The sequence below is a fragment of the Curtobacterium phyllosphaerae genome (assembly GCF_049341865.1).
Lineage (GTDB): Bacteria > Actinomycetota > Actinomycetes > Actinomycetales > Microbacteriaceae > Curtobacterium > Curtobacterium phyllosphaerae.
Window position 1 is genome coordinate 94,448 of sequence record NZ_JBMPIU010000002.1, and the last position, 26,080, is coordinate 120,527.

The 26,080-nt window shown below is 72.5% G+C and carries 27 protein-coding genes; 18 read left to right on the forward strand and 9 right to left on the reverse strand.

Features of this window, described 5'->3' with window-relative positions:
* Positions 1-23 precede the first annotated feature (23 nt).
* On the reverse strand, positions 24-1,325 hold the full coding sequence (locus ACO0E0_RS03590) for a glutamyl-tRNA reductase (protein ID WP_422870036.1): 1,302 nt from the start codon (positions 1,323-1,325) through the stop codon (positions 24-26).
* 105 nt (positions 1,326-1,430) lie between these two features.
* Between ACO0E0_RS03590 and hemE the strand changes: the two genes are divergently transcribed.
* The 12 genes from hemE to ACO0E0_RS03650 all read left to right on the forward strand — a co-directional run bounded on the left by hemE (position 1,431) and on the right by ACO0E0_RS03650 (position 11,805).
* Positions 1,431-2,546 carry a uroporphyrinogen decarboxylase gene (hemE, locus tag ACO0E0_RS03595; RefSeq protein ID WP_422870037.1) on the forward strand — a complete coding sequence of 372 codons (1,116 nt, stop codon included), beginning with the start codon at positions 1,431-1,433 and terminating at the stop codon, positions 2,544-2,546.
* Positions 2,543-3,925, forward strand: coding sequence for a protoporphyrinogen/coproporphyrinogen oxidase (locus ACO0E0_RS03600; protein WP_422870038.1), 1,383 nt, complete (start codon positions 2,543-2,545; stop codon positions 3,923-3,925). Before hemE ends, ACO0E0_RS03600 begins: the two co-directional genes overlap by 4 nt.
* 97 nt (positions 3,926-4,022) lie before the next feature.
* Positions 4,023-4,280 carry a hypothetical protein gene (locus ACO0E0_RS03605; RefSeq protein ID WP_422870039.1) on the forward strand — a complete coding sequence of 86 codons (258 nt, stop codon included), beginning with the start codon at positions 4,023-4,025 and terminating at the stop codon, positions 4,278-4,280.
* Entirely contained in the window at positions 4,281-4,736 is a 456-nt protein-coding gene (locus ACO0E0_RS03610) for a phage holin family protein (RefSeq protein WP_422870040.1), read from the forward strand.
* Positions 4,736-4,987 carry a hypothetical protein gene (locus ACO0E0_RS03615; RefSeq protein WP_422870041.1) on the forward strand — a complete coding sequence of 84 codons (252 nt, stop codon included), beginning with the start codon at positions 4,736-4,738 and terminating at the stop codon, positions 4,985-4,987. The genes ACO0E0_RS03610 and ACO0E0_RS03615 overlap by 1 nt, the downstream gene beginning before the upstream one ends.
* A gap of 76 nt (positions 4,988-5,063) precedes the next feature.
* Positions 5,064-5,813 (forward strand): hydrogen peroxide-dependent heme synthase, encoded by a 750-nt coding sequence (hemQ, locus tag ACO0E0_RS03620; protein ID WP_422870042.1) that lies wholly within the window; start codon positions 5,064-5,066, stop codon positions 5,811-5,813.
* Between the two features lie 35 nt (positions 5,814-5,848).
* Positions 5,849-7,042 carry a ferrochelatase gene (locus ACO0E0_RS03625; protein WP_422870443.1) on the forward strand — a complete coding sequence of 398 codons (1,194 nt, stop codon included), beginning with the start codon at positions 5,849-5,851 and terminating at the stop codon, positions 7,040-7,042.
* Positions 7,039-8,031, forward strand: coding sequence for a hydroxymethylbilane synthase (hemC, locus tag ACO0E0_RS03630; RefSeq protein WP_422870043.1), 993 nt, complete (start codon positions 7,039-7,041; stop codon positions 8,029-8,031). The genes ACO0E0_RS03625 and hemC overlap by 4 nt, the downstream gene beginning before the upstream one ends.
* 32 nt (positions 8,032-8,063) lie before the next feature.
* The gene (locus ACO0E0_RS03635; protein ID WP_422870044.1) at positions 8,064-8,795 is read left to right on the forward strand and encodes a uroporphyrinogen-III synthase; all 732 of its coding nucleotides are present in this window, start codon (positions 8,064-8,066) and stop codon (positions 8,793-8,795) included.
* 2 nt (positions 8,796-8,797) lie between these two features.
* A complete protein-coding gene (gene hemB, locus ACO0E0_RS03640) occupies positions 8,798-9,838 on the forward strand; it encodes a porphobilinogen synthase (protein WP_422870045.1) in 1,041 nt (346 codons plus the stop codon).
* Complete coding sequence (hemL, locus tag ACO0E0_RS03645) at positions 9,835-11,184, forward strand: glutamate-1-semialdehyde 2,1-aminomutase (RefSeq protein WP_422870046.1); 1,350 nt, start codon at positions 9,835-9,837, stop codon at positions 11,182-11,184. Before hemB ends, hemL begins: the two co-directional genes overlap by 4 nt.
* 57 nt (positions 11,185-11,241) lie before the next feature.
* On the forward strand, positions 11,242-11,805 hold the full coding sequence (locus tag ACO0E0_RS03650; RefSeq protein ID WP_422870047.1) for a DUF805 domain-containing protein: 564 nt from the start codon (positions 11,242-11,244) through the stop codon (positions 11,803-11,805).
* A 5-nt stretch (positions 11,806-11,810) separates the two neighbouring features.
* Here the strand turns inward: ACO0E0_RS03650 and ACO0E0_RS03655 are convergent, their stop codons facing one another.
* Positions 11,811-13,169: a 6-phospho-beta-glucosidase gene (locus ACO0E0_RS03655; RefSeq protein ID WP_422870048.1), complete on the reverse strand. Its 1,359-nt coding sequence runs from the start codon at positions 13,167-13,169 to the stop codon at positions 11,811-11,813.
* Positions 13,166-13,942, reverse strand: coding sequence for a DeoR/GlpR family DNA-binding transcription regulator (locus tag ACO0E0_RS03660; RefSeq protein WP_422870049.1), 777 nt, complete (start codon positions 13,940-13,942; stop codon positions 13,166-13,168). Before ACO0E0_RS03660 ends, ACO0E0_RS03655 begins: the two co-directional genes overlap by 4 nt.
* Positions 13,943-14,124: 182 nt before the next feature.
* Between ACO0E0_RS03660 and ACO0E0_RS03665 the strand changes: the two genes are divergently transcribed.
* The 4 genes from ACO0E0_RS03665 (at position 14,125) to ACO0E0_RS03680 (ending at position 18,410) form a co-directional block, all read left to right on the forward strand.
* A complete protein-coding gene (locus tag ACO0E0_RS03665; protein WP_422870050.1) occupies positions 14,125-15,108 on the forward strand; it encodes a carbohydrate kinase family protein in 984 nt (327 codons plus the stop codon).
* Between the two features lie 92 nt (positions 15,109-15,200).
* Positions 15,201-16,562 carry an extracellular solute-binding protein gene (locus ACO0E0_RS03670; protein ID WP_422870051.1) on the forward strand — a complete coding sequence of 454 codons (1,362 nt, stop codon included), beginning with the start codon at positions 15,201-15,203 and terminating at the stop codon, positions 16,560-16,562.
* Between the two features lies 1 nt (position 16,563).
* Positions 16,564-17,589: a carbohydrate ABC transporter permease gene (locus ACO0E0_RS03675; RefSeq protein ID WP_422870052.1), complete on the forward strand. Its 1,026-nt coding sequence runs from the start codon at positions 16,564-16,566 to the stop codon at positions 17,587-17,589.
* Positions 17,586-18,410 (forward strand): carbohydrate ABC transporter permease, encoded by an 825-nt coding sequence (locus tag ACO0E0_RS03680; protein ID WP_422870053.1) that lies wholly within the window; start codon positions 17,586-17,588, stop codon positions 18,408-18,410. The genes ACO0E0_RS03675 and ACO0E0_RS03680 overlap by 4 nt, the downstream gene beginning before the upstream one ends.
* Here the strand turns inward: ACO0E0_RS03680 and ACO0E0_RS03685 are convergent.
* The 5 genes from ACO0E0_RS03685 to ACO0E0_RS03705 all read right to left on the reverse strand — a co-directional run bounded on the left by ACO0E0_RS03685 (position 18,397) and on the right by ACO0E0_RS03705 (position 23,177).
* On the reverse strand, positions 18,397-19,248 hold the full coding sequence (locus tag ACO0E0_RS03685; protein ID WP_422870054.1) for an ABC transporter ATP-binding protein: 852 nt from the start codon (positions 19,246-19,248) through the stop codon (positions 18,397-18,399). The two genes, ACO0E0_RS03680 and ACO0E0_RS03685, sit on opposite strands and share 14 nt — an antisense overlap.
* Before the next feature lie 35 nt (positions 19,249-19,283).
* Positions 19,284-19,964: a GntR family transcriptional regulator gene (locus ACO0E0_RS03690; protein ID WP_422870055.1), complete on the reverse strand. Its 681-nt coding sequence runs from the start codon at positions 19,962-19,964 to the stop codon at positions 19,284-19,286.
* Positions 19,965-20,112: 148 nt separating this feature from the next.
* Complete coding sequence (locus ACO0E0_RS03695) at positions 20,113-21,138, reverse strand: MDR family oxidoreductase (RefSeq protein WP_422870056.1); 1,026 nt, start codon at positions 21,136-21,138, stop codon at positions 20,113-20,115.
* Positions 21,132-22,115, reverse strand: coding sequence for an aldo/keto reductase (locus ACO0E0_RS03700; RefSeq protein ID WP_422870057.1), 984 nt, complete (start codon positions 22,113-22,115; stop codon positions 21,132-21,134). The genes ACO0E0_RS03695 and ACO0E0_RS03700 overlap by 7 nt, the downstream gene beginning before the upstream one ends.
* A 33-nt stretch (positions 22,116-22,148) precedes the next feature.
* Entirely contained in the window at positions 22,149-23,177 is a 1,029-nt protein-coding gene (locus tag ACO0E0_RS03705; RefSeq protein WP_422870058.1) for a 6-phosphofructokinase, read from the reverse strand.
* A 76-nt stretch (positions 23,178-23,253) separates the two neighbouring features.
* On the opposite strand from ACO0E0_RS03705, the gene ACO0E0_RS03710 reads away from it, so the two are divergent.
* Both ACO0E0_RS03710 and ACO0E0_RS03715 read left to right on the forward strand, forming a co-directional pair.
* Positions 23,254-24,339, forward strand: a complete 1,086-nt coding sequence (locus ACO0E0_RS03710; RefSeq protein ID WP_422870059.1) for a DNA-3-methyladenine glycosylase family protein — start codon at positions 23,254-23,256, stop codon at positions 24,337-24,339.
* Between the two features lie 96 nt (positions 24,340-24,435).
* Entirely contained in the window at positions 24,436-25,290 is an 855-nt protein-coding gene (locus ACO0E0_RS03715; protein WP_422870060.1) for an SDR family oxidoreductase, read from the forward strand.
* Between the two features lie 126 nt (positions 25,291-25,416).
* On the opposite strand, the gene ACO0E0_RS03720 is transcribed toward ACO0E0_RS03715, so the two are convergent.
* Positions 25,417-25,875, reverse strand: coding sequence for a MarR family winged helix-turn-helix transcriptional regulator (locus ACO0E0_RS03720; protein WP_422870061.1), 459 nt, complete (start codon positions 25,873-25,875; stop codon positions 25,417-25,419).
* Between the last annotated feature and the right edge of the window lie 205 nt (positions 25,876-26,080).

Consider the following 26,080-nt stretch of genomic DNA (forward strand, 5'->3'; position numbering starts at 1 on the left):
GAGCACGGCGGGGACGGACCCGGTCAGGACGCCGAGCCGGTCGCGGTGCCGAGTGCGGGCCGGACGGCGGCGGCACGGTCGGGGAGCGGGACGACCGGGGTGTCGGCTCCGGTCGGTGTCGGCACGATGCCGTACATCGCCTCGACCGCGGCGACGAACTCGTCGGCGCGACCCGTCCGTCCGAGTTCGCGGGCACGGACCGACGGACCGTGCAGGAGGACGCCGGCGAGGTGTCGGAGCGCCTGCTCGGTGCGCTCGGAGGAGTCCCCGCGGCTCCTCGCCCGTGCGATCTCGTCGTCGAGGACGTCGAACACGTGCTTCCGGAGGGCGACGAGGGCCGGCGTCGCGGACTGTTCGAGCGCCGCGGTGTGGAAGCGGTGCACGGCGTCGTCGACGATCGCACGGGCTTCGGTCTCGGCGTTCAGCTCGGCGAGCGGGGCGTGCAGGCTGATCGTCTCGAGGTCGAGGAGCTCGACGCCCTGGACGTCCGACGCGGCGGGGTCGACGTTCCGGGGGAGTCCGAGGTCGATCACGAGCCGCCGCGTGCCGTCGGCGAGGTCGGTGGCGTCGATCACGGGCTGCTCGCTCGACGTGCACGTGATCACGATGTCGGACGTGCCGATCGTGGCGCGCAGGTCCGTCGTCGCCGCGAGCGCGTGCTTCGCCGCGAAGGCGGCCGCCCGTCCGGACGGCGAGAAGACGGTGATGTCGGCGGCGCCGCGCTCGCGGAGTGCGGCGACGGTGGTGGCGGCGTAGCGGCCGGTGCCGACGAGCAGCACGCGCGTGCCGGCCCAGTCGGTGACCCGCGACGCCGCGAGCTCGAGGGACAGGCGGACGAGCGAGCGGCCGGCGGCACCGATCCGGGTGCGGGTCTTGACGCCGCGCGAGGTGTGCGCGGCCTCTTGGAAGAGCCGTTCGAGGTCCGACGTGGTGGTCCCGGCGGCGCGGGCGTCCTCGAGCGCGCGGCGGACCTGGCCGGAGATCTCGGTCTCGCCGATCACGACGGACTCGAGCCCGCTCGACACCGCGAAGAGGTGCTCGACGACGTCGCCGTCGCCGAGGACGCGCACCGACGACGCGAGCTCCGACGGCGGGACGTCCGAGGCGGTGCTCACCGCGTCGATGAGGGCGGCGACGGCCTGGTCCGGTGCGTCGCTGACGTCGAGGTAGGCCTCGAACCGGTTGCACGTGGCGAGGACCACGGCGCCGTCGAGGACGCCGGACCCGGTGACGAGTCCGTCCGCGGCGGCCGGCGCGCCGATGCTCAGTCGCTCCAGGAGGTCGAAGCTGGCGTTCTGGTGCGACGCCGTGAGACAGATGAGCACGTGCTCCATGGTAACCCCGACGTCCGACGGTCCCTCGTGGACCGCGTCCCCCGTGCTGAGGACACGGCAAGGTCTGGTCCCGCTGCGGATGCGAGACTTGGCGCTGTGACCGACGCCACCCGCACCCCGACGCTCGCACTCCCGCCGGCGCACCCGCTCGCCTCCGGAGCGACCGCGGGATCCCCGCTGATCCGGGCACTCCGCGGCGAGCGACCGGAGCGGCTCCCGGTCTGGTTCATGCGGCAGGCCGGGCGCTCCCTCCCCGAGTACCGGGACCTCCGGATCGGGACGGCGATGCTCGACGCGTGCCTCGACCCGGCGACCGCGTCCGAGATCACGCTGCAGCCGGTCCGACGGCACGGTGTCGACGCCGGCATCTTCTTCAGCGACATCGTCGTGCCGATCAAGCTCGCGGGCGTCGACGTCGACATCGTCCCTGGTCGCGGTCCCGTCCTCGGCAGCCCGATCCGCACGGCCGCCGACGTCGACGCGCTCGCGCCGCTCGACCCCGCGGCGTTGGCGCCGATCCAGGACGCCGTCGCCCGCACCGTCGCGGAGCTCGGGACGACACCGCTCATCGGGTTCGCCGGGGCCCCGTTCACCCTGGCCGCCTACCTCGTCGAGGGCGGCCCGAGCAAGGACCACATCCGAGCCCGCACGCTCATGCACGCCGAGCCCGAGGTCTGGGCGCGGCTGCTCACGTGGGCGGCCGACGTGTCCGGAGCGTTCCTCCTGGCCCAGGTGCTCGCCGGTGCCTCCGCCGTGCAGCTGTTCGACTCCTGGGTCGGCTCGCTCTCCCGGGCGGACTACCGCGCGTCCGTCGCGCCGCACTCCGCGCGGGCGCTCGGGCACGTCGACGGCCTCGGTGTGCCCCGCATCCACTTCGGCGTCGGGAGCGGCGAGGTCCTCGCCGACATGGCGGGCGTCGGCGACAGCCCGCTCGTCACGGACGCGGTGGGCGTCGACTGGCGGATCCCGCTCGACGAGGCCGTCCGCCGCGTCGGCACCGGGCACACGCTGCAGGGCAACATCGACGCGGCGATGCTCGCGGCGCCGTGGCCGGTGCTCGAGGCGCACGTGCGGGACGTCGTCGCCCGGGGCGGGTCGGCGCGGGCGCACGTCGTGAACCTCGGGCACGGCGTGCCGCCGGAGACCGACCCGACGGTGCTGACCCGCATCGTGGAGCTCGTGCACTCGCTCGGCGACGGCACGGTCGCGTGACCGACGTCGTCGTGGTGGGCGGCGGTGTCGGCGGTCTCGTCGTCGCCCGGGACCTCGCCAAGGGCGGCGCCGCCGTCACCCTCGTCGAGGCGTCGGGCGCACTCGGTGGCATGGTCCGGTCGCACGTCGTCGCCGGGATCGCGCTCGACCTCGCCGCGGACTCCTTCGCCACCCGCGGGGACGTCGTCTCGACGCTGGCGATCGAACTCGGACTCGGCAACGAGCTCTGCGCACCGGATCCGCGCGGCGCGTGGCTGATGACCCGCGACGGCCGGACGGCACCGCTGCCCGCGGCCGGGCTGCTCGGGATCCCGAGCATCCCGATGGCGGCCGACGTCCTCGCCGTGATCGGGACCCGCGGCGGACTCCGCGCGCAGATGGACTCGCTGCTGCCCGGACCCGTCGGTGCCTCCGCGGGGACGCTCGGCGAGCTCGTCCGGCGGCGGATGGGCGCGCGGGTGCTCGACGACCTCGTCGTGCCGATCGCCGGCGGGGTGCACTCCACCCACCCGGACCGGCTCCCGCTCGACCGCGTCGCGCCGGGCCTCCGGGCAGCGCTCCTCCGCGACGGCTCCCTCGCCGGCGCCGTCCTCGCGCAGCGCGCCGCGGCCCCGGCCGGTTCGGCAGTCGGCGGGATCCGCGGCGGTGTCGCCCGGCTCGTCGACGAGCTCGTCGCCGACCTCGACACCTACCGGGTGCACGTCCGCCTCGGGACCCGGGCGGTCCGGATCGACCGGGCGGGCGTGGACGTCGTCGCGGCCGACGCCGGCTCCGGTCCGGTGGAACGGCTCGTCGCCGACCACGTCGTCGCAGGCGTCCCCGACCCCGAGCGCACGGTGCCGGCGCACCGGACCGGCATCGAGCTCGTCACGCTGGTGGTCGACCAACCGGCGCTCGACGACGCCCCCCGCGGCACCGGCATGCTCGTCCACCCTGACGCGCCGTTCGCCCGCGGGACCGGAGCACGGGGTGCCCGGCCCGGACCGAAGGCGCTCACCCACGCGACCGTCAAGTGGCCGTGGCTCGCCGAGCGGACGGACGGGAGGCACGTGCTGCGGCTCAGCTACGCCGTCGGCCCGCAGGACGGCCCGGACACGACCGACGTCGGACGGAGCGTCGCGGTCGACCCGGACAGCGCCTTGGCGGCCTCGACGGCAGCGGACGCCGCGACGCTCCTCGGGGTGCCGCTCGGCGCCCGCCACGTGGTCGGGGCCGCCCGTGTCCGCTGGCACGGCCCCGACACCGAGGCGGCCGGGCTCGCGGACGGGGTCCGAGGCGTCGGCGAGGCGTCGACGGGGCGGGGGCTCGCCGGGATCGTGGCCGGTGCCAGGGCCCGGGCGGCCGAGGTGCTCGACGGACGAGACCCGCACCCGGCCTGAACGGCGAGGTGCCCCGGGGTCTACTGTTGACCGAGTCACCATCCCAACCCGCCGACACATTCCGTTCGGCGCATGACACCAACCGGAGGAACTCCACATGCGAGGCAGACTGATCTTCGTCGCCGGTGCAGCACTCGGGTACGTCCTGGGAGCCCGCGCCGGCCGCGCACGGTACGAGCAGATCAAGTCGGTGTCGAGCCGGGTCTGGAACAGCAACGGCGTGCAGAAGCAGGTGCACACGGTCGAGGACTTCATCGCCGACCGCACCCCGGACGTCGCCGAGTTCATCGGCGAGACCACCAAGAAGGTCGTCCGCAAGGCCGGGCCCAAGGGTTCCGGGTCGGCAGGGTCCTGAATGTCCGACACGCGCACCGGCCGCAAGTCCCTCTTCGGACTCGTCGGCGACGTCCCGAGGCTCGTCAAGGACCTGGTCCAGGGTGAGATCGCCCTGCTCAAGGCCGAGTTGCTCGGCAAGGCGAAGGTGTTCGCCTTCGCCGCCGCGTTCCTCATCGTCGCGCTCGTCATCGTCCTGTACGCGATCGGCGTCCTGCTGACCGCTGCGGTGCTCGGTCTCGCGACCGTCCTTCCCGGCTGGCTCGCGGCGATCATCGTCGCGGTGGTCCTGTTGATCGTCGCCGGCATCCTCGGGCTCCTCGGGTGGCGTCGTTTGAAGACCGGGTTCCCGCCGTTGCCCAAGCGCACGATCGACAGCGTCAAGAACGACATCAACGCGGTCAAGGGCATGGGCAAGAAGCCGACCCCGCCGAGCCAGCACGCCGACCGGCGTCCCGACGTCCCCGGGACCTTCTGATGGCCGACGACGACCAGGACCACGGCCCCGACTTCGACGGCCTGACGGAACGCGTCGCGGCGACCCGGGCACAGCTCTTCGACACCCTCGACGCGATCGAGGACCGCCTCAACGTGCCGAAGCAGATCGGCTTCGCGGCCTCCCGTGTCAAGCGCGGGATCGAACGGAAGCCGGTGCCGTACCTGGCTGCGTTCGCAGGGGGTGCCCTGGCCATCGGGGGTATCGTCGTCACGGTGATCCGTCGCCGGTAGGGAACGTCGGTCGGGCACCCATGACGGCAAGGGCGCCGCGACGACCATCCTCCTCGACCGAAGGAACCAGGCTCCCATGAGCACGAGCGCGCCCGCGCCGGACAGCACGACCAGCACCGTCCCGGAGAGCACTGTCGACCCTGCGACCGGTGTCGACCCGAACCTCCTCACCGCCTACGCGCTGTGGGCCGTGTTCCGCCGTCCCATCGAGGGCATCCGGCAAGCCGACGCCGCGGCGGTCGACGAACTCGACGCGGTGATCGCCGCCGCGGCGGACCACGGCGTGACCCTCCGCGGGATCTACGACGTCTCCGGGTTCCGGGCCGACGCGGACGTCATGCTCTGGCTGCACGGTGACGAGGCGCAGGCGATCCAGGCCGCGCTCCGCCGGATCCGACGCACCATGCTGTTCCAGACCGCCGAACCGGTGTGGAACGCGATGGCGATGCACCGCGAGGCCGAGTTCAACAAGCGGCACACGCCCGCGTTCCTGCGCGGCAAGGACCCCGAGGCGTGGATCACGGTCTACCCGTTCGTCCGCTCCTACGAGTGGTACCTGCTGCCGGAGGTCGAGCGGAGCGCGATGCTCCGCGACCACGGCATCGCCGGCGCGAAGTACCGCCGGGTGCTGACGAACACGATCGCGACCTTCGCACTCAGCGACTACGAGTGGATCCTGCCGCTCGAGTCGCCGGAACTCGTCGACCTGGTCGACCTGATGCGGGACCTCCGGTACACCGAGGCCCGCCTGCACGTGCGCGAGGAGGTCCCGTTCTTCACGGGCCGACGCATCGACACCACTGAACTCCCGGAGGTCATGGCGTGACGGACACCAGCAACATCTCGAACGGTCAGTTGGTGATGGCCGCGACGGCCGCAGCGGCGGACGGCCCGGAGTACGTCACCGCCCCGACGGCGTACGACGCGATCCTCCTCGCCGGGTTCGGCGGCCCCGAGGGGCAGGACGACGTCATCCCGTTCCTCCGCAACGTCACGCGCGGCCGCGGGATCCCGGACGAGCGGTTGGAGGAGGTCGCGCACCACTACCGGCACTTCGGAGGCGTGAGCCCGATCAACGCCCAGAACCGTGCGCTCAAGGCCGCGCTCGAGGCCGAACTGGCATCGCGCGGCATCGACCTGCCGGTGCTCTGGGGCAACCGGAACTGGGCGCCCTACCTCGAGGAGGCCGTGCAGGAGGCCGCCGACGCCGGCCACACGAAGCTCATCGCGATCGCCACGAGCGCCTACAGCTCGTTCTCCGGCTGCCGGCAGTACCGCGAGGACTTCGCGCGCGTGCTCGAGTCAACGGGTCTCCAGGACACCGTCGCCATCGACAAGGTCCGCCAGTTCTTCGACCACCCGGGCTTCGTCCGGCCCTTCGTCGACGGGGTCCGCACCGCGATCGCCGAGGCGGTCGTCGCGAACGAGGGACTCGACCTCGGGACCGAGCTGCAGGTCCTGTTCTCGACCCACTCGATCCCGTCGTCCGACGCCGAACGGTCCGGGCCGGACTTCCGCGGCTTCGACGAGCACGGGGCGTACGCGGCCCAGCACGCCGCGGTCGCCCAGGTCGTCCTCGACACCGCATGGGCGGAGTTCGTCGCGACCCCGCTCGGCGCACCGTTCGCCGGGTCGGCGCTCCCGTCCTGGAAGCTCGTGTACCAGTCGCGCTCCGGCCCGCCGACGCAGCCCTGGCTCGAGCCGGACATCAACGACCACCTGCACGAACTCGCGGGCGGTCCGACGCGCGCCGTCGTCATCGTCCCGCTCGGCTTCGTCAGCGACCACATGGAGGTCATGTGGGACCTCGACGAAGAGGCCACCGAGACCGCGGGCGAGCTCGGGTTCTGGTCGACCCGGACGCCGACCCCCGGTGTCGACCCGGCGTACGTCTCGGGGCTCGTCGACCTCGTCCTCGAACGCCGTGACGCCACCCCGGTCGAGCAGCGTCCGCACCTGACCGACATCGGCCCCTGGTACGACGTCTGCCGTCCCGGGTGCTGCGAGAACGTCCGTGCGGGCTTCAAGCCGGCGGTCGCCGGACTGAAGCCGTGACCCGGACGACGACCGACAGCACCGCACCGGAGGCCGGTCCCGCCCCGATCCGGGTCGGGACGCGCGGGAGCGCCCTGGCCCTCGCGCAGTCCCAGCAGGTCGCGGCGCGGCTCGGCAAGGCCGCCGGCCGATCCGTGGAGCTCGTCACGGTGCGGACCGAGGGCGACCGCTCCAAGGAGTCGCTCGCGACCCTCGGCGGCACGGGCGTGTTCGCGTCGGCACTCCGCGAGGCGCTCGTCGCGGGCGAGGTCGACGTCCTCGTGCACTCGCTCAAGGACCTGCCGACCGCGCCCTACCCGGGACTCTCGATCGGGGCCGTCCCGCTCCGCGCCGACGCCCGGGACGCCCTGTGCGCCCGGGACGGTCTGACCCTGGAGACGCTGCCGGAGGGTGCGCGCGTCGGCACCGGGTCCCCGCGCCGCGCGGCGCAGCTCCGTCGACGTCGCCCGGACCTCGAGATCGTCGACATCCGCGGCAACATCGACACGCGGCTCGGACGGGTCGGGGTCGACCTCGACGCCGTCATGCTCTCCGCGGCCGGCCTCGGACGACTCGACCGACTGGCCGACGCCACCGACCTCATCGGGCTCGGCTCCTGGCCGACCGCTCCCGGGCAGGGAGCACTCGCGATCGAGGTGCGCGACGACCACGGGGACGCGTCGCTCGACCGGGGACTCCGCGGCATCGAGCACGCCGAGTCCCGGCTGACCGTCACGGCGGAACGGCAGGTGCTCGCGACGCTCGAGGCCGGCTGCTCGGCGCCGATCGGTGCCACCGCCGTCGTCGACGCCGAGCTGCTCCTCGTCACCGCGACGGTCTACCGCCCGGACGGCACCGAGTACCGGTCGGCGTCCCACGGCGCGCACCTCGAGCCCGGTGCTGCCGCGCCCCGTCTCGCCGAGGCCCGCGAGGTCGCCCAGCGCGTCGCTCGGGAGCTCCTCGACAGCGGCGCGGCCGACCTGGCCGACATCGCGAGCACCTCGCGCTAGGGATCGTCACGGACACGTCGCAGCGCCCCACCGTGGTCCTGCCGCGCGGCGGCGAGTGGGCGGAACGGATCGGACGGGAGGCCCGTGCTCGCGGTCTCGAGCCGGTCACGGTCCCGCTCATCACCGATGTGCCGCCGATTGATGTCGACGCGCTGGCCCGCGCCGTGCGCGCACTCGCGGACGGCGCGCACGCATGGGTGGTGGTGACCAGTGCGACCGCCGTCCGCGTGGTGGCGGACGCGGCCCCGCGCCTCCAGGCCGACGGTTTCCGGGTGGCCGCCGTCGGGGAGGCGACCGCCGCCGCGTGCCGCGCCGTCGGCTGGGACGTCGCCGTCGTCCCGGAGGAGGCCTCCGCCGCCGACCTCGTGCTCGCGATGCCGGACGTTCCCGGTCGGGTCCTGTTCCCGAGGTCGGACATCGCGGCGACGACGGTGTCCGACGGCCTCCGCGCCCGCGGCATCGACGTCGAGGACGTCGTCGCGTACCGTACGGTGGGGACCGGCACCGAGCCGATCGTCCTCGATCCGGCGCCGGACGTGGTCCTCGTGACGAGCGGGAGCGTCGCCCGGGAGGTCGCCCGGCGGATGACGCCGCTCGGTCCCCGGACCCGCATCGCGTGCATCGGTCCCAGGACGGCCGCCGACGCCCGTGCCGCCGGGCTCCCCGTCCACGTGGTCGGGCGTTCCCGGTCGGCCACCGCACTCCTCGACGCCGTCGTCGCCGATCTCCATACATCCCCGAACCACCACACCCCGGAAAGGTGACCGTGCCGCTCTCCTCCGCACACAGCTCCGCCGTCGGACGATTCCCGCAGGTCCGTCCCCGCCGTCTCCGCGCCACACCGGCCATGCGCCGCCTGGTCGCCGAGACCCGCCTCCACCCCGCCGAGCTCGTGCTCCCGATGTTCATCCGCGAGGGCGCTGCCGAGGCGGTGCCGATCGCGTCGATGCCGGGCGTGGTCCAGCACTCGCTCGACTCGTTCCGCCGCGCGCTCGTCGAGGCGGCCGAGGCCGGGGTCGGTGGCGTCAACCTGTTCGGCGTGCCCGAGCACAAGGACGCGACGGGGTCCGGTGCGACCGACCCCGACGGCATCCTCAACGTCGCGATCCGCGTGGCGAAGGAGGAGGTGGGCGACGCCCTCGTCGTGCAGAGCGACCTGTGCCTCGACGAGTTCACCGACCACGGACACTGCGGGGTGCTCGCGGCCGACGGCTCGGTCGACAACGACGCCACCCTCGTCCGGTACCGGGACATGGCGGTGGCGCAGGCCGAAGCCGGTGCCGAGCTCGTCTGCATGAGCGGCATGATGGACGGCCAGATCCACGCGGCCCGCGACGCACTCGACATGGCAGGGCACACCGGCACCGCGCTCCTCGCCTACGCGGCGAAGTACGCCTCGGCGTTCTACGGCCCGTTCCGGGAGGCCGTGTCGTCGTCGCTCGTCGGCGACCGCCGGACGTACCAGATCGACGCTGCGAACGGCCGTGCCGGGCTCCGCGAGGTCGCGCTCGACATCGACGAGGGTGCCGACATCGTCATGGTCAAGCCCGCGATGAGCTACCTCGACGTGCTGACCCGGACCGCGGAGACCTCGCCGGTGCCGGTGTGGGCCTACCAGATCTCCGGGGAGTACTCGATGATCCACGCTGCCGCCGCGAACGGGTGGATCGACCTCGAGGCCGCGGCCATGGAGAGCCTCGTCGGCATCAAGCGCGCCGGGGCGGACGCGATCCTGACGTACTTCGCGGTCGACGTCGCGCGCACCCTGACGGGGTCGCGCACCGGTGCGTTCGGGGGCGCACGATGAGCGGCGCGACGGCTGCGGCCACGAACGACGACCTGTTCCGCCGGTCGAAGAAGTCGATCCCGGGCGGCGTGAACTCACCCGTCCGCGCCTACGGGTCGGTCGGCGGGACGCCGCGCTTCCTCGTCTCGGCCACGGGTCCGTACGTCACCGACGCCGAGGGTCGCGAGTACGTCGACCTCGTCGCGTCGTGGGGCCCGGCGATCCTCGGGCACGCGCACCCCGGCACCGTCCGTGCGGTGCAGGACGCCGCGGCGCGGGGCTTGTCGTTCGGGGCGTCGACCCCGGGGGAGACCGAGCTCGCCGAGCTGGTCCGCCACCGGGTGAGCGTCGACGGCGACGGTCCGGTCGAGAAGCTCCGGATGGTGTCGACCGGCACCGAGGCGACCATGACCGCGATCCGGCTCGCCCGCGGGTACACCGGCCGCGACCTCCTCGTGAAGTTCGCGGGCCACTACCACGGGCACTCCGACTCGCTGCTCGCCGAGGCCGGCTCCGGGGTCGCCACCCTCGCCCTCCCGGGGTCCGCCGGGATCACGGCGGAGACCGCGGCGCAGACCCTCGTCCTGCCCTACAACGACCTCGACGCCGTCCGCCGCGCGTTCGACGAGCACTCCGAGCGGATCGCTGGTGTGATCGTCGAGGCCGCCGCCGCGAACATGGGCGTGCTCGCACCGGCACGCGGGTTCAACCGGGCGCTCGCGCAGATCGTGCAGTCGCACGGTGCGCTGCTGATCCTCGACGAGGTGCTCACCGGGTTCCGCGTCGGGCCGGCCGGGTGGTGGGGGCTCGAGGCGTCCCAGGTCGTCCCCGACGGTCGCGGGTGGAAGCCCGACCTCGTCGCCTTCGGCAAGGTCATCGGCGGGGGCATGCCGCTCGCCGCGCTCGGCGGTCGGCGTGAGGTGATGGACTTCCTGGCCCCGCTCGGGCCGGTGTACCAGGCCGGCACCCTGTCCGGGAACCCGCTGGCCGTCGCTGCCGGGATCGCGACGCTCCGGGCAGCGGACGCCGCGGTGTACGCGCGTCTCGACGAGACCGCCGCCACCATCGCCACGGCGGCGTCCGCCGCGCTCGGCGCCGAGGGGGTCGCGCACACCGTCCAGCACGCCGGCAACCTGTTCTCGTTCGCGTTCACGGACACGGCCCCGCAGAACTACGACGACGTGCGCGCGCAGGACACGTGGCGCTACCCGCCGTTCTTCCACGCGATGCTCGACGCGGGGGTCACCCTCCCGCCGAGCGTGTTCGAGGCGTGGTTCGTCACGGCGGCCCACGACGAGCGCGCCGTGTCCCGAGTCCTCGACGCGCTCCCGGCGGCGGCACGGGCGGCGGCGGGGGCGACCCCGTAGCGGCGGGACCGACCGGGAGGCGGAACACGGTCGCCGCCACCCCGGTAGGTTCGCGACATGAGCACCCCCCAGTACGGCGAACAGCAGCCCGGCCAGTACCCGCAGTCCGGTCATTACCCGCAGTCCGGTCGGTCGGGACCGACGGGCGGCGAGCCGCCGATCTGGGCGCCCTGGTACGGCATCCCGTTCGCGCAGGCGTTCGTCCGGGTCTTCAAGAAGTACGCCGACTTCACCGGGCGGGCGAGCCGCAGCGAGTACTGGTGGTTCGCCCTGTGGAACATCATCATCGCGTTCGTGCTGTCGATCGTCGGCTCGGTCATCGACGCGGTCACCGGCTCGACCATGCAGATGGCGTCGCAGCTCCAGGGCGACCCGTCGAACCTGTCGACCCTCGTCGGGTCGTCGTTCGCCGCGCCGGGGAACTGGGTCTCCTACGTGTGGGGACTTGCGATCCTCATCCCCGGGTGGGCCCTCGGCGCCCGCCGACTGCACGACCGCAACCGCAGCGGCTGGTGGCAGCTCCTGCAGCTCATCCCGATCGTCGGCGGCATCATCCTCATCATCTGGTTCGCACTGGACTCCCGGCCGGAGGGGTCCCGCTTCGACCGACCCCGGGGCTGACCCCGTCAGCGGGTGAGGACCGCCGCGACCTCGGGGATCCTGTCGATGTAGCCGCTGACGAGCTGTCGCGCGATCGTCACGCTGTCGACGAGCGGGTGCAGAGCGAACGCCCTGAGCGCCTCGTCCCGGCTCCCGGTCATCGCGGCGGCGATCGTGTACCGCTCGACGTCCTTGACCTGCGACATCAGGCCGATCTGGTGCAGGTCCGGCTGCGCGGTCGAGAGGGGGTGCACGCCGTTGGCGTCGACCATCGTCGGCACCTCGACCACGGCGTCGTCCGGCAAGCCCGTGATGGTGCCGTTGTTCCGCACGTTGAGGATCATCGTCTGCCGTTCGTTCCGGCTGATCGCGGCCATCACGCCGAGCGCGACGCCGGCGTAGCCCTGGTGGGCGGGGTCGGCCTCGCGTTCCTTCTCGTGGGTCGGCGCCTCCTGCGTGCCGCCCTTCGCCTCGGCCATGTACGACGCGCTGCGCCGTTCGACGGTCTCGCGCCAGAGTTCGGCGACGCCGTCCCCCGCCGCGGTCGCACGCTCGTAGAACGCACCCTGCGACTGTGCGAGGAAGTCCCCGCGCGTGGTGCCGGAGTCGATGATCGAGCGGACCGCGTCGCGGTTGAAGTAGTAGTAGAACAGGTACTCGTTCGGGATCGCGCCGAGTGACCGGACCCAGTCGAGCCCGAAGACGTGGCCCTCCTCCATCGCGCCGAGGAGCTCGTCCGACTCCATGAGCTGCGGCAGGACGTCCCGCCCGTCGTACATGACGCGGCGCATCCACCCGAGGTGGTTGAGCCCGACGTAGTCCATCTGCACGCGGGTGTGGTCGAGGCCCATGAGCCCGGCGACGCGACGCCCGAGGCCCGACGGGGTGTCGCAGATGCCGAGGACACGATCGCCGAGGACGGTCTGCATGGCCTCGGTGATGATCCCGGCCGGGTTCGTGAAGTTCATCACGTAGGCGTTCGGTGCGAGGCGCTTGATGACCTTCGCCGCCTCGACCATCACCGGCACGGTCCGGATCGCGTAGGCGAGGCCGCCGGGGCCCGTCGTCTCCTGTCCGAGGACGTCGAGGTCGAGGGCGACGTGCTCGTCGCAGCGACGGCCTTCGAGCCCGCCGACGCGGAGGGCGGCGAACACGTAGTCCGAGCCCTCGACCGCCGCCTCGAGCGACGTCGTCGGGACGAGCGTCGGCGCGTCGGGGAAGTCCGCCGCGAACTCCGAGAGGATCGCCATCATGGCGTGCAGACGCTGTTCGTCGACGTCGTACAGGGCGACCTCCTCGACCCGGGGCGAGCCCGTGTCACGGAGGAGTGCCTGGTAGACGTAGGGGGTGCGGAACCCGCCACCTCCGAGGATGCAGAGCTTCATGTCAGCGTGACCTCTCCGCCGGCGTTCCGGCACAGTTCGAGTGTTTCGTCGGGTGCGCCGGTCGTCGTGACGAGTACGTCGACGTCGGCGAGGGAGCAGAGGCGCAGGGCGCCGCTCCCGGGGAACTTGTTCTCGGACGCGAGCAGCACGACCCGGTCCGAGGCGGCGATCATGGACTGCTTGATCGGGGCCTCGACCGCCATGTTGTCGACGACGTGGCCGTTCGCACGGACACCGGTGCACGAGAGGAACACGATGTCCGCGCTGATCTGCTGGAGCGCCTGCTCGGCGAGCGAGCCGACGAGCGTGCGGTAGTTCCGGCGCACGACCCCGCCGAGCAGCACGAGGCGGACGGCGTCGTCGTCGCGGAGTTCGTCGAACACGGCGAGGTTCGAGGTGACGACCGTGACGTCGCGACCGTGCAGCCGTGCGGCGAGGAGCGGGGTGGTGGTCCCGATGTCCAGGACGACGACGCTGCCGTCGGTGACCATCGCGGCGGCGGCATCGGCCATCCGTTCCTTGAGGTCGCGATCGGCCGACTGGTCGAACGCGCTCTCGGATGCCTGTCCGCCGTGTTCCTCGACCGTCGTGCCGGGCTTCAGCACCGCACCGCCGTACGTCCGGGTGAGCTCGCCGTTCCGGTCGAGGATCTCGAGGTCGCGTCGGATCGTCGACTCGCTGACGTCGAGTGCCTCGGCGAGTTCGCGCACCGAGGCAGCGCCGCCCACGCGCAGTGCGCTGAGGATGCGGTTCTGCCGGTCGCGGAGGATCACGATCGCCACTGTACCGAAGAGTTGCGCGAAGTCGAGCAAAGTCGCGCATCACGAAACCGTTACCTGCGCAGAGTTAACAAAAGTGCGTCACGTCGGTAACGTGCTTGCAACAACGGATGCTCAGGATTGCATGACATCTCGCAGCCGTTGTCCAGACGGATCCGCGACGACGAGGAGACACCGTGACCGACCCAGCCCGCACGAGCGGCGCCGACCTGCTGTTCGCGGGCGACGTCTTCTGCGACGTCGTGTTCTCCGGTGTCGCAGTGCCCGAGGTCGGCGCCGAGGTGTACGCCGACGGCTTCGGCATCACCCCGGGCGGCGTCGCGAACCGAGCCGTCGCGGCGGCGCGGGCCGGTGCGCGGACGATGCTCCTGGCGCGTCTCGGTGACGACCCGCTCGGCCAGCACATCCACGCCGTGCTCGACGCCGAGCCGGACCTCGACACGTCCCTGCTCGAGGTCGTCCCCGGCTTCCAGAGCCCGGTCAGCGTCTCCCTGACCGGCGCACACGCCGAGACCGGCGCACACGACCGGAGCTTCATCACCTACCAGGAGCGCCTCGGCGACCTGGTGCTCCCCACGGACATCGGACCGATCGGCGCGACGCACGTCGGCATCGCGGCGCCCCTGCCGGCGTGGGTCGCGCGGCTCCGGGCCTCCGGGACCCGGGTCGTCGGCGGCGTCGGTTGGGACCACACCGGTGCGTGGTCGGCGGACGTGCTCGACCGACTCGCCGAGGTCGACGTCTTCGTCCCGAACGACGTCGAGGCGATGCGGTACACCCGCACCGACGACGCCGTCGCCGCCGCCAAGGCCCTCGCCGAACGGGTCCCGCTGGCCGTCGTCACGCGCGGTCCGGACGGTGCCGTCGCGGTCGACTCCGCGAACGGCACGCTCGTCGAGGTGCCCACCGTGCGGGTCCCCGTGCTCGACCCGACCGGTGCCGGCGACGTCTTCGTCGCGACGTTCATGGCAGCGGCCGACCGCGGGTGGGACCTCGCCACGCAGCTCCGGTTCGCAGGACTCTGCGCGTCGATGTCCGTCACCGGCCTCGGCGGCGCGGCGAGTGCACCCCGCCCGGCCGACCTCGTCGCGTTCGTGGACCGCACCCGTCCGGACGGCGACTGGTCCTTCCTCAGCGAGCCGTCCCTCCCCACCGGCTGATCCCGCCGGTTCCCCCACAGGCCAGCGGCTCCGGGCCGCACCGCAGTACCCACCCCCGTAGCATCCGGACTCCCGACAGATCGGAACACACCATGAAGCACCTCAGGAAGGCATCGCTCCTCGTGGGCGCGGCCGCCGCCGTCGCGCTCGGCCTCGCCGGCTGCGCACCGGGCGGTTCCGCGGCGACGAGCGACCAGAGCCTCGGCCCGGTCTCGAAGAGCGTCGGCAAGGACAAGATCACCCTGACCGTCTGGGACCAGAACACCGACGGCGGGATCAGCGACGCCCAGCAGCAGCTCAACGCGTCCTTCGAGAAGAAGTACCCGAACGTCACGATCAAGCGGGTCTCGCGCTCGTTCGCCGACCTCAAGACGACGCTCAAGCTGGCGCTCTCCGGCGACAACCCGCCGGACGTCGTGCAGGCCAACCAGGGGTACCCGGACATGGGCGCCTTCGTGAAGGCCAAGCTCCTGCGTCCGGTCGACGACTACTCCGACCTCTACGGCTGGGACGACTACTACCCGTCGAGCTTGCTGAAGCTCAACTCGTTCTCGTCCGACGGCACGACCTGGCAGGGTGACAAGCTCTACGGCGTCTCGCAGACCGGCGAGCTCGTCGGCCTGTACTACAACTCGGCCGTCCTCCAGAAGGCAGGCATCAGCGAGGCACCGAAGACGGTCGCCGACCTCACGGCCGACATGGCGAAGGTCAAGGCGGCGGGCGACCTGCCGCTGAGCTACGGTGACGTCGAGAAGAGCCCCGGCATCCACCTGTACGGACTCGTGCTGTCGGCGCTCGCCGGACACGACGCAGTGAACGACCTGGTCACCTCGAAGAGCGGCGCATGGACCGACGCCGACGGCGTCGAGGCCGCCAAGACCATCCAGGGCTGGCAGGACGACGGCTACATCACCCCCGGGTCGAACGGCGTCTCGCGCGACGACGCCGTCGCGACCTTCGGCAAGGGCGAGTCGGCGTTCCTCGTCACCGGCACCTGGAACCAGGCGACGCTCGAGGCCGCGTCCGCAGCGAAGGACATCCGGTTCACGGCACTCACCCCGAAGGGGTCGGACACCGCCGTGACCATGGGTGGCGAGGGGCTCGCATGGGCGCTGACCTCGAAGACGAAGCACGCCGACGCCGCGGCCGCCTACGTCGACTTCGTGACGGACGAGCGCGCGTCGGAGGTCCTCGTCAAGACGGGCAACCTGCCGACCGTCGTGCCGTCGGACGACACCCCCGCCACGGGCACGCTCGCGGCCGACATCACGAGCGAGTACAAGACCATCTCGGAGTCGAACGGCATCACCCCGTACCTCGACTACGCGACGCCGACCTTCTACGACACCCTGTCGGCGGCCATGCAGGACCTCATCGCCGGCAAGTCGACGCCGGCGGAGTACACCGAGACACTCCAGACGGACTACTCCGCCTTCGCGAAGAGCCGCGGCTGACGTGACCGACGCAGCGACACGGACCGGATCGGGCGCCCGGGCAGGTGGCGCCCGGTCCGGGCGCTCGGGCGCCGGTCCCGGGACCGAGCCGCAGACGGACGGGAGGGACGGAGCGGCCCCGCCCCGTGCCTCCGGTCCGGTACGCGGCACGCCGCGCCGACGGCGCCGCAGCCTCGTCGCCTACCTGTACGTCCTGCCGGCGTTCCTCGTCTTCGCGGTGTTCCTCGGCTGGCCGTTCCTGCAGACGATCCAGTACTCGTTCTACGACTGGGACGGCCTCTCCCCGGCGACGTGGGCGGGCGCAGCGAACTACGCGTCCGTCTTCACCGACACCGAGCTCCGCGGGGCCTTCGGACACGCGCTCGTGCTCATGCTCTTCTACTCGGTCGTCCCGGTCGCCATCGCGCTGTTCCTCACGGCGCTGATCTCCCGGGCGAACCGGCTCGCGGGCATGTCGTTCTTCCGGACGGTGCTCTTCCTGCCGCAGGTCATCGCCTCGGTCGTCGTCGCGACGATCTGGGTCTCGCTGTACTCGACCGACGGACTCGTCAACGAGGTCCTCCGGGCCATCGGGCTCGGGAGCCTCGCGCGGGTGTGGCTCGGCGACTACTCGACGGCGCTCGTCGCCATCGGGTTCGTCGGGACCTGGCTGAACGTCGGGCTCTGCCTCGTGCTGTTCCTGTCCGGTGTCGGCAACATCCAGCCGACGCTGTTCGAGGCCGCCCGGCTCGACGGTGCCGGACCGGCCCGGGAGTTCTCCTCGATCACGCTGCCGTCGCTCCGCGGACAGATCGCCGTGGCGCTCACGCTGACCATCGTGTCCGCGCTCAAGACGTTCGACCTCGTCTACATCACCACGGGCGGTGGTCCCGGGAACTCCACCACGGTGCCGGCGTTCGAGGCCTACAACCGGGCGTTCAACACGGGGCAGGTCGGGTCGGCCGCCGCGGTCGCGATCGCCCTGACCGTCGTGATCATGATCGTCACCGCACTCATCAACCGCCTCCAGCCGAAGGACGCCGAATGAGGATCTCCCGGACCGAGAAGACCGTCGACTACGTCATCCTGTCGCTGTTCGCCCTCTTCGCGGTCGTCCCGCTCGTCGGGGTGCTGTTCTCCGCGGTCACCCCGTCGGCGGAGAACTCCGGCTCGTTCCACCTGCCGAGCAGGATCGACCTCGGCAACTTCGGGGCGGCGTGGACGCAGGGGCACTTCGGGACCTACATGGTGTCGAGCGTCGTCGTGACGATCGCGACGGTCGTGCTCACGACGATCCTGGCGGTGTTCGCCGGGTTCGCGTTCGCCCGGCTGTCGTTCATCGGCTCGAACGTGCTCTTCTTCGTCATGCTCGCCGGGCTCATGCTGCCGGCCGAGGCGTTCATCATCCCGCTCTACTTCAACCTGCGGACCGTGGGGCTGACCGACACCTACGCGAGCCTCATCCTGCCGCAGACCGCACAGTCCCTGGCGTTCGGGATCTTCTGGATGCGGAACCAGTTCCGGACGTTCCCGGGGGAGATCATCGAGGCGGCGCGGATCGACGGGGCGCGGGACCTCCGGGTGCTCTGGCAGGTCGTCGTGCCGCCGTCGATCGCACCGATCGTGACGATGTGCGTGCTCATCTCGATGTGGACGTGGAACGAGTTCCTCATGCCACTCGTCCTCATCACGAGCGAGGAGCGTCGGACGGCCCCGCTCGGGCTCGCGTTCTTCAAGGGCGAGCACCTGACCGACTACTCGCTGTTGTCGGCCGCCGGGATCATCGTGGCGCTCCCGATCGTGGTGCTGTACTTCTTCCTCCAGAAGCGGTTCATCTCGGGGATGCTCGGGGGCATCAGCGCGAAGTAGGCCCGACGGCCGGTCGGCGCATCCCGGTCGGGGTGTCGCGCGCGGACCGGGCACGGCGGGCCTGCCAGCGGCCGTCCTCGCGCGCGATGTCGAGGGGGAACGCGAAGCACGCCGACACCGGTCCCGACGTGATGACGTCGTCCGCCCGGCCACTCGCCACCACCGCGCCGTCGCGGAGGAGCATCGCGTGCGAGGTCGAGGCCGGCAAGTCCTCGAGGTGGTGGGTCACCATGACGCTCCCGAGCTCCGGGTGGCCGGTGCGGAGCGCATCGACCGTCTCGAGCAGGTGCTCCCGTGCGGCGACGTCGAGTCCCGTCGCCGGTTCGTCGAGCAGCAGCAGGCGCGGTTCGCTCATCAACGCCCGGGCGATGAGCGCCCGGCCGCGTTCGCCCTGGGACAGCACCGGCCAGCGCGCCTCGCGTCGTCCGCCGAGTCCGACGTCGACGATGTGCTGGTCGGCGCGCTCGACCTCGTCGTCGCTCGGCGACCAGCGCAGCATCGTGTCGGTGGTGCCGGTGAGCCCGGTCAGCACGGTCTCGAGGACCGTCAGCGGCGCGAGCATCCGGTGTCGTGGATCGACGTGTCCGATGCGTTCGCGGAGTTCGCGGACGTCGACCCGGCCGAGCCGTGCGCCGAGCACGTCGACGGTGCCGGCGGTCGGGTGCGACGTCGCACCGAGGACCGCGAGCAGCGTGGACTTGCCGGCACCGTTCGGCCCGAGCAACGCCCAGTGCTCGCCGGACCGGACGGTCAGGTCGACGTCGTGGAGCAGGTCACGGCCGCTCCGCGTGACGCGGAGCCCCCGGACGTCGAGCAGGAGGGACGGTGCGGTGTCCATGGTCGCGCTCGCCGTCAGGGGCGCCCCGGCCGCGGTCAGGACGCCGACTGGTCGATCGCCGAGCGGACGTTCCGCACGTGTTCGCGCATCGCGACGTCCATGGCACGGAGCACCGCCCCGCCGGCCTCGCCGTCGCGCTCCGTGGCGGCCGCCCGGAACGCGTCGAGCGCCTGCGCGACGTCCCAGAAGGTCTCGTCGGACGCGGTCAGGGCGAGGAACTGGGTCCGCGGCACGATCGACTCGCTCACCTTGACGAGGAGGTCGTTGCCGGACCGCGCGATGATGAACGCGAAGAGCGTGTTGACGTCCCGCGTGAGTGCCCGGTCCTCGGCGAGGGCGTGCGCACGCGCGGTGTCGAGCAGCTCGGAGAACGCCGTGGTGTCGTCGTCGTCGAACCGTGGGAACGCCCACCGCGCCGCGAGCTCCGTGATGCCGAACAGCAACTGGAGTGCGTCGTCGTACTGTTCGCGGGTCGGGGTGGCGATGCGCGTGTAGCGGTTCGCCTCCATCTCGACGAGGCCGTACTCCACGAGCCGTGCGATCGCTTCGCGGATGGGGGTGCGTGAGACACCGAGCCACTGGACGAGCTCGTCGTCGTTGAGGCGCTCACCCGGCGTCAGGGTGCCGTCCTGGATCGCGCCGAGCATCTTCTCGAAGACGACGTCGCGCAGGAGACGGCGCGGCGAGTTCTCCGTGGTCGCCTTGGGAACCGGCATGGGATGGCCTTTCGGGAGGAGCCGGGAGCGCTCGGATACGCGCCCGGGTATTCAACATCCTACGCTGCGATTGACATTTCTCGGGGCAATACCCGGAGGCCGGAGAGAAATGCAGTACAGGGTATTCTCCAATTGCGATGTCGCGACGTCACATCCGGATGACGGTCCGGCCGTGGACTGCTCCGGCCAGGATCCGCTCGCCGACGCCGATCGCGTCCTCGAGCCCGACGGTCGTCGTGACCGACCGGAGCAGCGCCGGGTCGAGGTCGGTCGCGAGTCGGTCCCACGCGCGGCGGCGGAGGGCTGGAGGCGCGTCCACGGAGTTCACCCCGAGCAGCGCGACGCCACGGAGGACGAACGGCAGCACCGTGCCGTGCAGGGCGGCGTCCTGGACGAGTCCGCACGCCGTCGCGGCTCCGCCCCACCGTAGTTGCGCCAGGACGTTCACGAGCGTCGCACCTCCGACGCTGTCGACCGCCCCGGCCCATCGCGCCCGCTGCATCGGCCGTCCCGGTCCGGTGAACTCGGACCGGTCGAGGACGTCGTGCGCGCCGAGGGTCCGGAGCGCGTCGGCGTGCTGCGGGCGGCCCGTCGACGCCGTCACCGTGTACCCGTTCGCGGCGAGGAGCGCGATCGCGACCGTCCCGACCCCGCCGGACGCCCCCGTCACGAGGACCGGACCGTCGTCGGGCCCGACGAGGCGTTCCAACGCGAGCACACTGAGCATCGCCGTGAACCCCGCCGTGCCGATGGCGGCGGCGAGGTCGTCGGGGAGTGCGTCGGGCAGCGCCACGAGGGACCCCGTCGGGACGATCGCCTGCGTCGCGAACCCGCCGTCCCGCGTCTCCCCGGCGCCGGCGCCGTTCAGGACGACGCGGTCGCCGACCCGGAATCCCGGGTCCGCGGCACCATCGTCGACGTCCCCGACACCCCCGATCGCCCCGATCCGGCCGACGACGTCGATCCCCGGGACCAGCGGGTCGATCCGCGCGACGCCGGGGTCGCCCGCCATCGCCATGCCGTCCTTGTAGTTCACGCTCGAGAACGTGACGTCGACGAGCGCCTCCCCGGGACCCGGTGGCGCCAGCTCGACGTCGCGGACGGCGGTCGGGGCGGACGAGGAGACGACGACGGCGCGGGTCCGGCCCGCGCCGTCGGCCGGGAGCGTCACCACCGCGGGTGCACCGACTGCCGGAACGTGTCGTCGTACAGCTCGTGGACGCCACGGTCGAACGCGTCCCCGAGCGGCGGCAGTGACCCGGCCGCGGCGTTCGAGCGGGCCTGCTCCGGACTGCGCGCACCGGGGATGGCCGCCGTCACACCGTCCTGCTCCACGAGCCACGCGAGGGCGGCCTGCGGCACGGACACGCCGTCCGGCACCGCGGCGGCGAACCGCTGGGCGGCCGTCACGCCGTCCTCGAAGTCGACGCCGCTGAACGTCTCGCCCTGGTCGAACGCCTCGCCGTGCCGGTTGTAGGAGCGGTGGTCCTCCGGCGCGAAGGTCGTCGACGCGGTGTACTTGCCGGTGAGCAGACCGGAGGCGAGGGGCACCCTCGCGAGGATCCCGACACCCGCGGCGCGCGCGGCGGGCAGGACCTCGTCGAGCGGCTTGAGCCGGAACGCGTTGAGGATGATCTGGACCGTCGCGACGTTCGGACGTGCGATCGCGGTGAGCGCCTGGGCGGCCTCCTCGACGCTGACGCCGTAGGCCGCGATCGAACCGTCGTCGACCAGGGCGTCGAGCGCGTCGTAGACCGCATCGTCGTCGTACACGGCGGTCGGCGGGCAGTGCAGCTGGACCAGGTCGAGGGTGTCGACGCCGAGGTTCGAGCGGGAACGGTCGACCCAGGCGCGGAAGTTCGCCGCGACGTACGTGCTCGGCACCTGCTCGAGGCGTCGGCCCATCTTCGTCGCCACCGTCACGCCGGCGTCCGGGTTCGCCGCGAGCCACGTGCCGATGATCTGCTCGCTCCGCCCGTCGCCGTAGACGTCGGCGGTGTCGAAGAGGGTCACGTCCGCGGCGGCCGAGGCGTCGAGGACCGCCAGGCCCTCGTCCTCGGAGACGGCGCCCCAGTCGCCGCCGAGCTGCCAGGTGCCGAGTCCGATGACCGAGACGGTGCGTCCGGTCCTGCCGAGGGTGCGTCGCTGCATGTCGACGACGCTACGCGGTGCCGGCGGACGGGGTCAGCCGAAGAGGATCGCGGCCTCGTCGTACCGGTCCTGCGGCACGACCTTGAGCGCCCCGAGCGCGTCCTCGAACGACACGTGCACGATCTCCGTCCCGTTGAGCGCCACCATCCGGCCCCAGCGCTCCTCCACGACGGAGTCGATCGCCGCGAGCCCGAGCCGCGTCGAGAGCACCCGGTCGTACGAGGTCGGCGTCCCACCGCGCTGGATGTGCCCGAGCGTCGTCGCCCGCGTCTCGATGCCGGTCATGTCCTCGATCAGCGGGGCGAGGCGCTCGCCGATGCCGCCGAGCCTCGGACGCCCGAACGCGTCGAGGCCCCGCTCGGTGTGGGCGTTGTCCTCGTGGTCCGGCACGAACCCCTCGGCGACGACGACGAGCGGTGCGCGGCCGCGGTCGTAGGCGGACCGGACCCAGGCGGCGATCTGCTCGAGCGACGTCTTCTGTTCGGGGATCAGGATGGCGTGCGCGCCCGCAGCCATCCCGGAGTGCAGGGCGATCCAGCCGACGTGCCGGCCCATCACCTCGGCGACCATGCAGCGGCTGTGCGACTCGCCGGTCGTGCGGAGGCGGTCCATGGCGTCGGTGGCGATCTGCACCGCCGTGTCGAACCCGAAGGTGTAGTCCGTCGCGCCGAGGTCGTTGTCGACGGTCTTCGGCACGCCGACGATCTTGAGACCCGCGTCGGTGAGGCGTTTCGCGGCGGCCAGGGTGCCCTCGCCGCCGATCGCGATCATCGCGTCGATGCCGTGCCGCTCGAGGTTCCGCTGGATGTTCTCGACGCCGCCGTTCGGTCCCTCGAAGGGGTTCGTGCGGCTCGTCCCGAGGATCGTCCCGCCCTGCTTGGCGATGCCCTGGATGTCCTTCCGGCCGATCGGCACGATGTCCGCGTCGACGACCCCGCGCCAGCCGTCGCGGAAGCCGACGAACTCGTGCCCGTAGATCGCGATGCCCTTGAGCACCGCGGCCCGGATGACCGCGTTGAGTCCGGGGCAGTCGCCGCCGCTGGTGAGGATGCCGATGCGCATGGTGCACTCCGTCGTGTCGGGGGAACGTCGACACCCATCATGGTCGATGTCCCCACGTGCACGTACGATCCCTTGCATGTCCGTCGAACCCGCCGAGCGCTCGCGAGCAGTGCGCGGTCGGACGGGAGGCCCGGATCGCGCGACCCGGTCGGCGCACGCCCGCCACGGTGCCGGACCCGACCCGCGCTGGACGAGCGCCCGCGGGGCGGACCCGGGTCGGGCCTCCAGTCCGGCGCCCGCTGCACCCCCGACCCGGCGCGACACGGTCTACCGACCCGGCCATCACGTCGACGTCCCCGCGACCCTCCGTCCGCTCAGCCGCGGCGCGGGCGACCCGGCGTTCCGACAGGTCGAGGGCACGACCTGGCTCGCACTCCGGACGCCGGCGGGCCCGGCGACCGTCGCGATCCGGTCGGCGGCGGCCGAGGTCCACGTCACCGCGTGGGGCGACGGCGCGGACTGGGCGGTCACGCACGTCCCGGACATGCTGGGCCGCGGCGACGACTGGTCCGAGCTCGACGTGTCCGGCAACGCCTTCCTCAGTGCGGCCCGACACCGTCAACCGGGGTTACGACTCTGCCGTACGAACACCGTCGTGGCGATGCTCGTCCCAGCGATCATGGAGCAGAAGGTGACCTCGCGGCAGGCGTGGCGCGCGTGGCGGTACCTCGTGCGGGCGTTCGGGACGGTCGCGCCGGGGCCGGCACCGGACGGCATGGTCGTGCCGCCGGACGCCGCGACCTGGGCGCGGATCCCGAGCTGGGAGTGGCACCGTGCCGGGATCGAGCCCGGCCGGTCGGCGACGGTGATGCGCGCGATGCGCGTCGCGCCGGCGCTCGAACGGACGCTGACGCTCGGTCGTGGCGGGGAGCTCGTGGCGAGCCGGCTCATGTCGATCCCGGGGGTCGGGGTGTGGACGGCCGCCGAGACCGCGCAGCGCTCCCACGGCGACCCGGACTCCCCGAGCGTCGGTGACTACCACCTGCCCGCGGTCGTCGGGTGGGCGCTCGTCGGGGCGCCGGTCGACGACGACGGCATGCTCGAACTGCTCGAACCGTGGCGCGGTCACCGCGAGCGGGTGATGCGGCTCATCGGGGGCAGCGGGTTCCGGAAGCCGAGCTTCGGCCCGCGGATGACGATCCAGGACCACCGCCACCACTGACCCTCGTCGCGACCCTTGGGGGCTCGGGGCTCGGGGCTCGGGGCTCGGGGCCCGGGGCTGGGGAATGGGGCGGCCGGGTGACCGGTTGGTGCCGGCATGACCATCGCCATCACCGCCGCCACCGGCGCGCTCGGACGCCTCGTCGTCGACGCACTCCTCGCCCGCGGCACCGACCCCGCCGACGTCGTCGCCGTCGTCCGGAACGCCGAGAAAGCCCGACCGATCGCCGAGCTCGGCGTGACCGTCCGCACCGCCGCATACGGCGACGTCCCCGCCCTCACCGAGGCGTTCCAGGGCGTCGACCGGCTCCTGCTCGTCTCCGGCAGCGAGGTGGGCCAGCGCGTCGAGCAGCACCGCTCCGTCGTCGAGGCCGCCACCGCAGCGGGCGTCGGCTTCATCGCGTACACGTCGGCGCCCCGAGCGGACGACACCACGCTCGTGCTCGCACCGGAGCACAAGGCCACCGAGGAGCTCCTCGCCGCGTCGAGCATCCCCACCGCGATCCTCCGGAACAACTGGTACACGGAGAACTACCTCCAGCAGCTCGACCAGGCCGCGGCGACCTCCGAGCTCCTGACGAGCGCGGGTGACGGCCGCGTCGCGAGCGCATCGCGGGCCGACTACGCCGAGGCGGCCGCCGTCGTCCTCGCCACCGACGGCCACGACGGCGCCGTGTACGAACTCGGCGGCGACGTCGCGTGGACCTTCGCCGACCTCGCGACGGCGTTCTCGAACGTGCTCGGCGAGCCGGTCGCACTCGTGCAGGTCGACGGCGCGGAGCACGTCCGACGGCTCGAGGCGGCGGGTCTCGACGCCGGGACCGCCGGGTTCGTCGCCGCACTCGACGCGAACATCGCGGAGGGCACCCTCGCCGAGGTCACGTCCCAGCTCTCGGGGCTCATCGGCCGCCCGACCACTCCGCTCGAAGAAGGCCTGCGCGCTGCGCGCTGACCCCGCTGTGCGCTGACCCCGCTCGGCGCCGACCCCGCTGGGCGTCGGCCCCGATGGGCGTCGGTGCCGACCCCGGGCTGACCCCGTCGGCGCTGACCCCACGGCGCGCTGCGGGACGCGCCCGGGTCAGTCGTCGAGGTCCGGGCCCAGCCGGGTCAGGATGCGCTGCGACGCGGCGCGGACCGCCGCGGTGTCGTCGCCGAGCGGACCCCAGAACAGCTGCTCGAGCGCCGCGGTGTGGGCGCGGATCCCGCCGAGGACCGCGCGGCGGCCGTCCGGGGTCATCGTCACCCAGCTCCCGCGACCGTCGCTCGGACAGTCCGCGCGTTCGACGAGTCCCCGCGCGACCATCCGGGTCACCTGGTGGCTCACGCGGCTCTTCTCCCAGCCGATGCCCGCCGCGACGTCGCGGACGCGCAGCCGGTGGTCCGGGTCGCGGTGCAGCCCGATCAGGATCTCGAACTCCGGGATCGAGATGCCGGCCTGTTCCTGGACGGCGCGGTCGAGCGCTCGGTCGAGGCGGCGCCAGACGTCGTGGAACGCGTCCCACGTCGTCCAGTCGTGCGCGTCACCTCCGGTCGGCATGCGGTCCAGCGTACTGACCGACCGCGTGCAGGTGTCCTCCAGTTCCGGTCGGTGGTCCGGCATAGCATCGGGGCATGCCGGACGCGCGCCTCGAGGACTGCACCGACGACGCAGTCGACCTCGTCCGGCGCTGGCTCGCCGCGTCGGCGGGGGTCAGACCGGACCCCGGAGCAGCCCGGCTCGCGGACGTGCTCCGCGACGAACG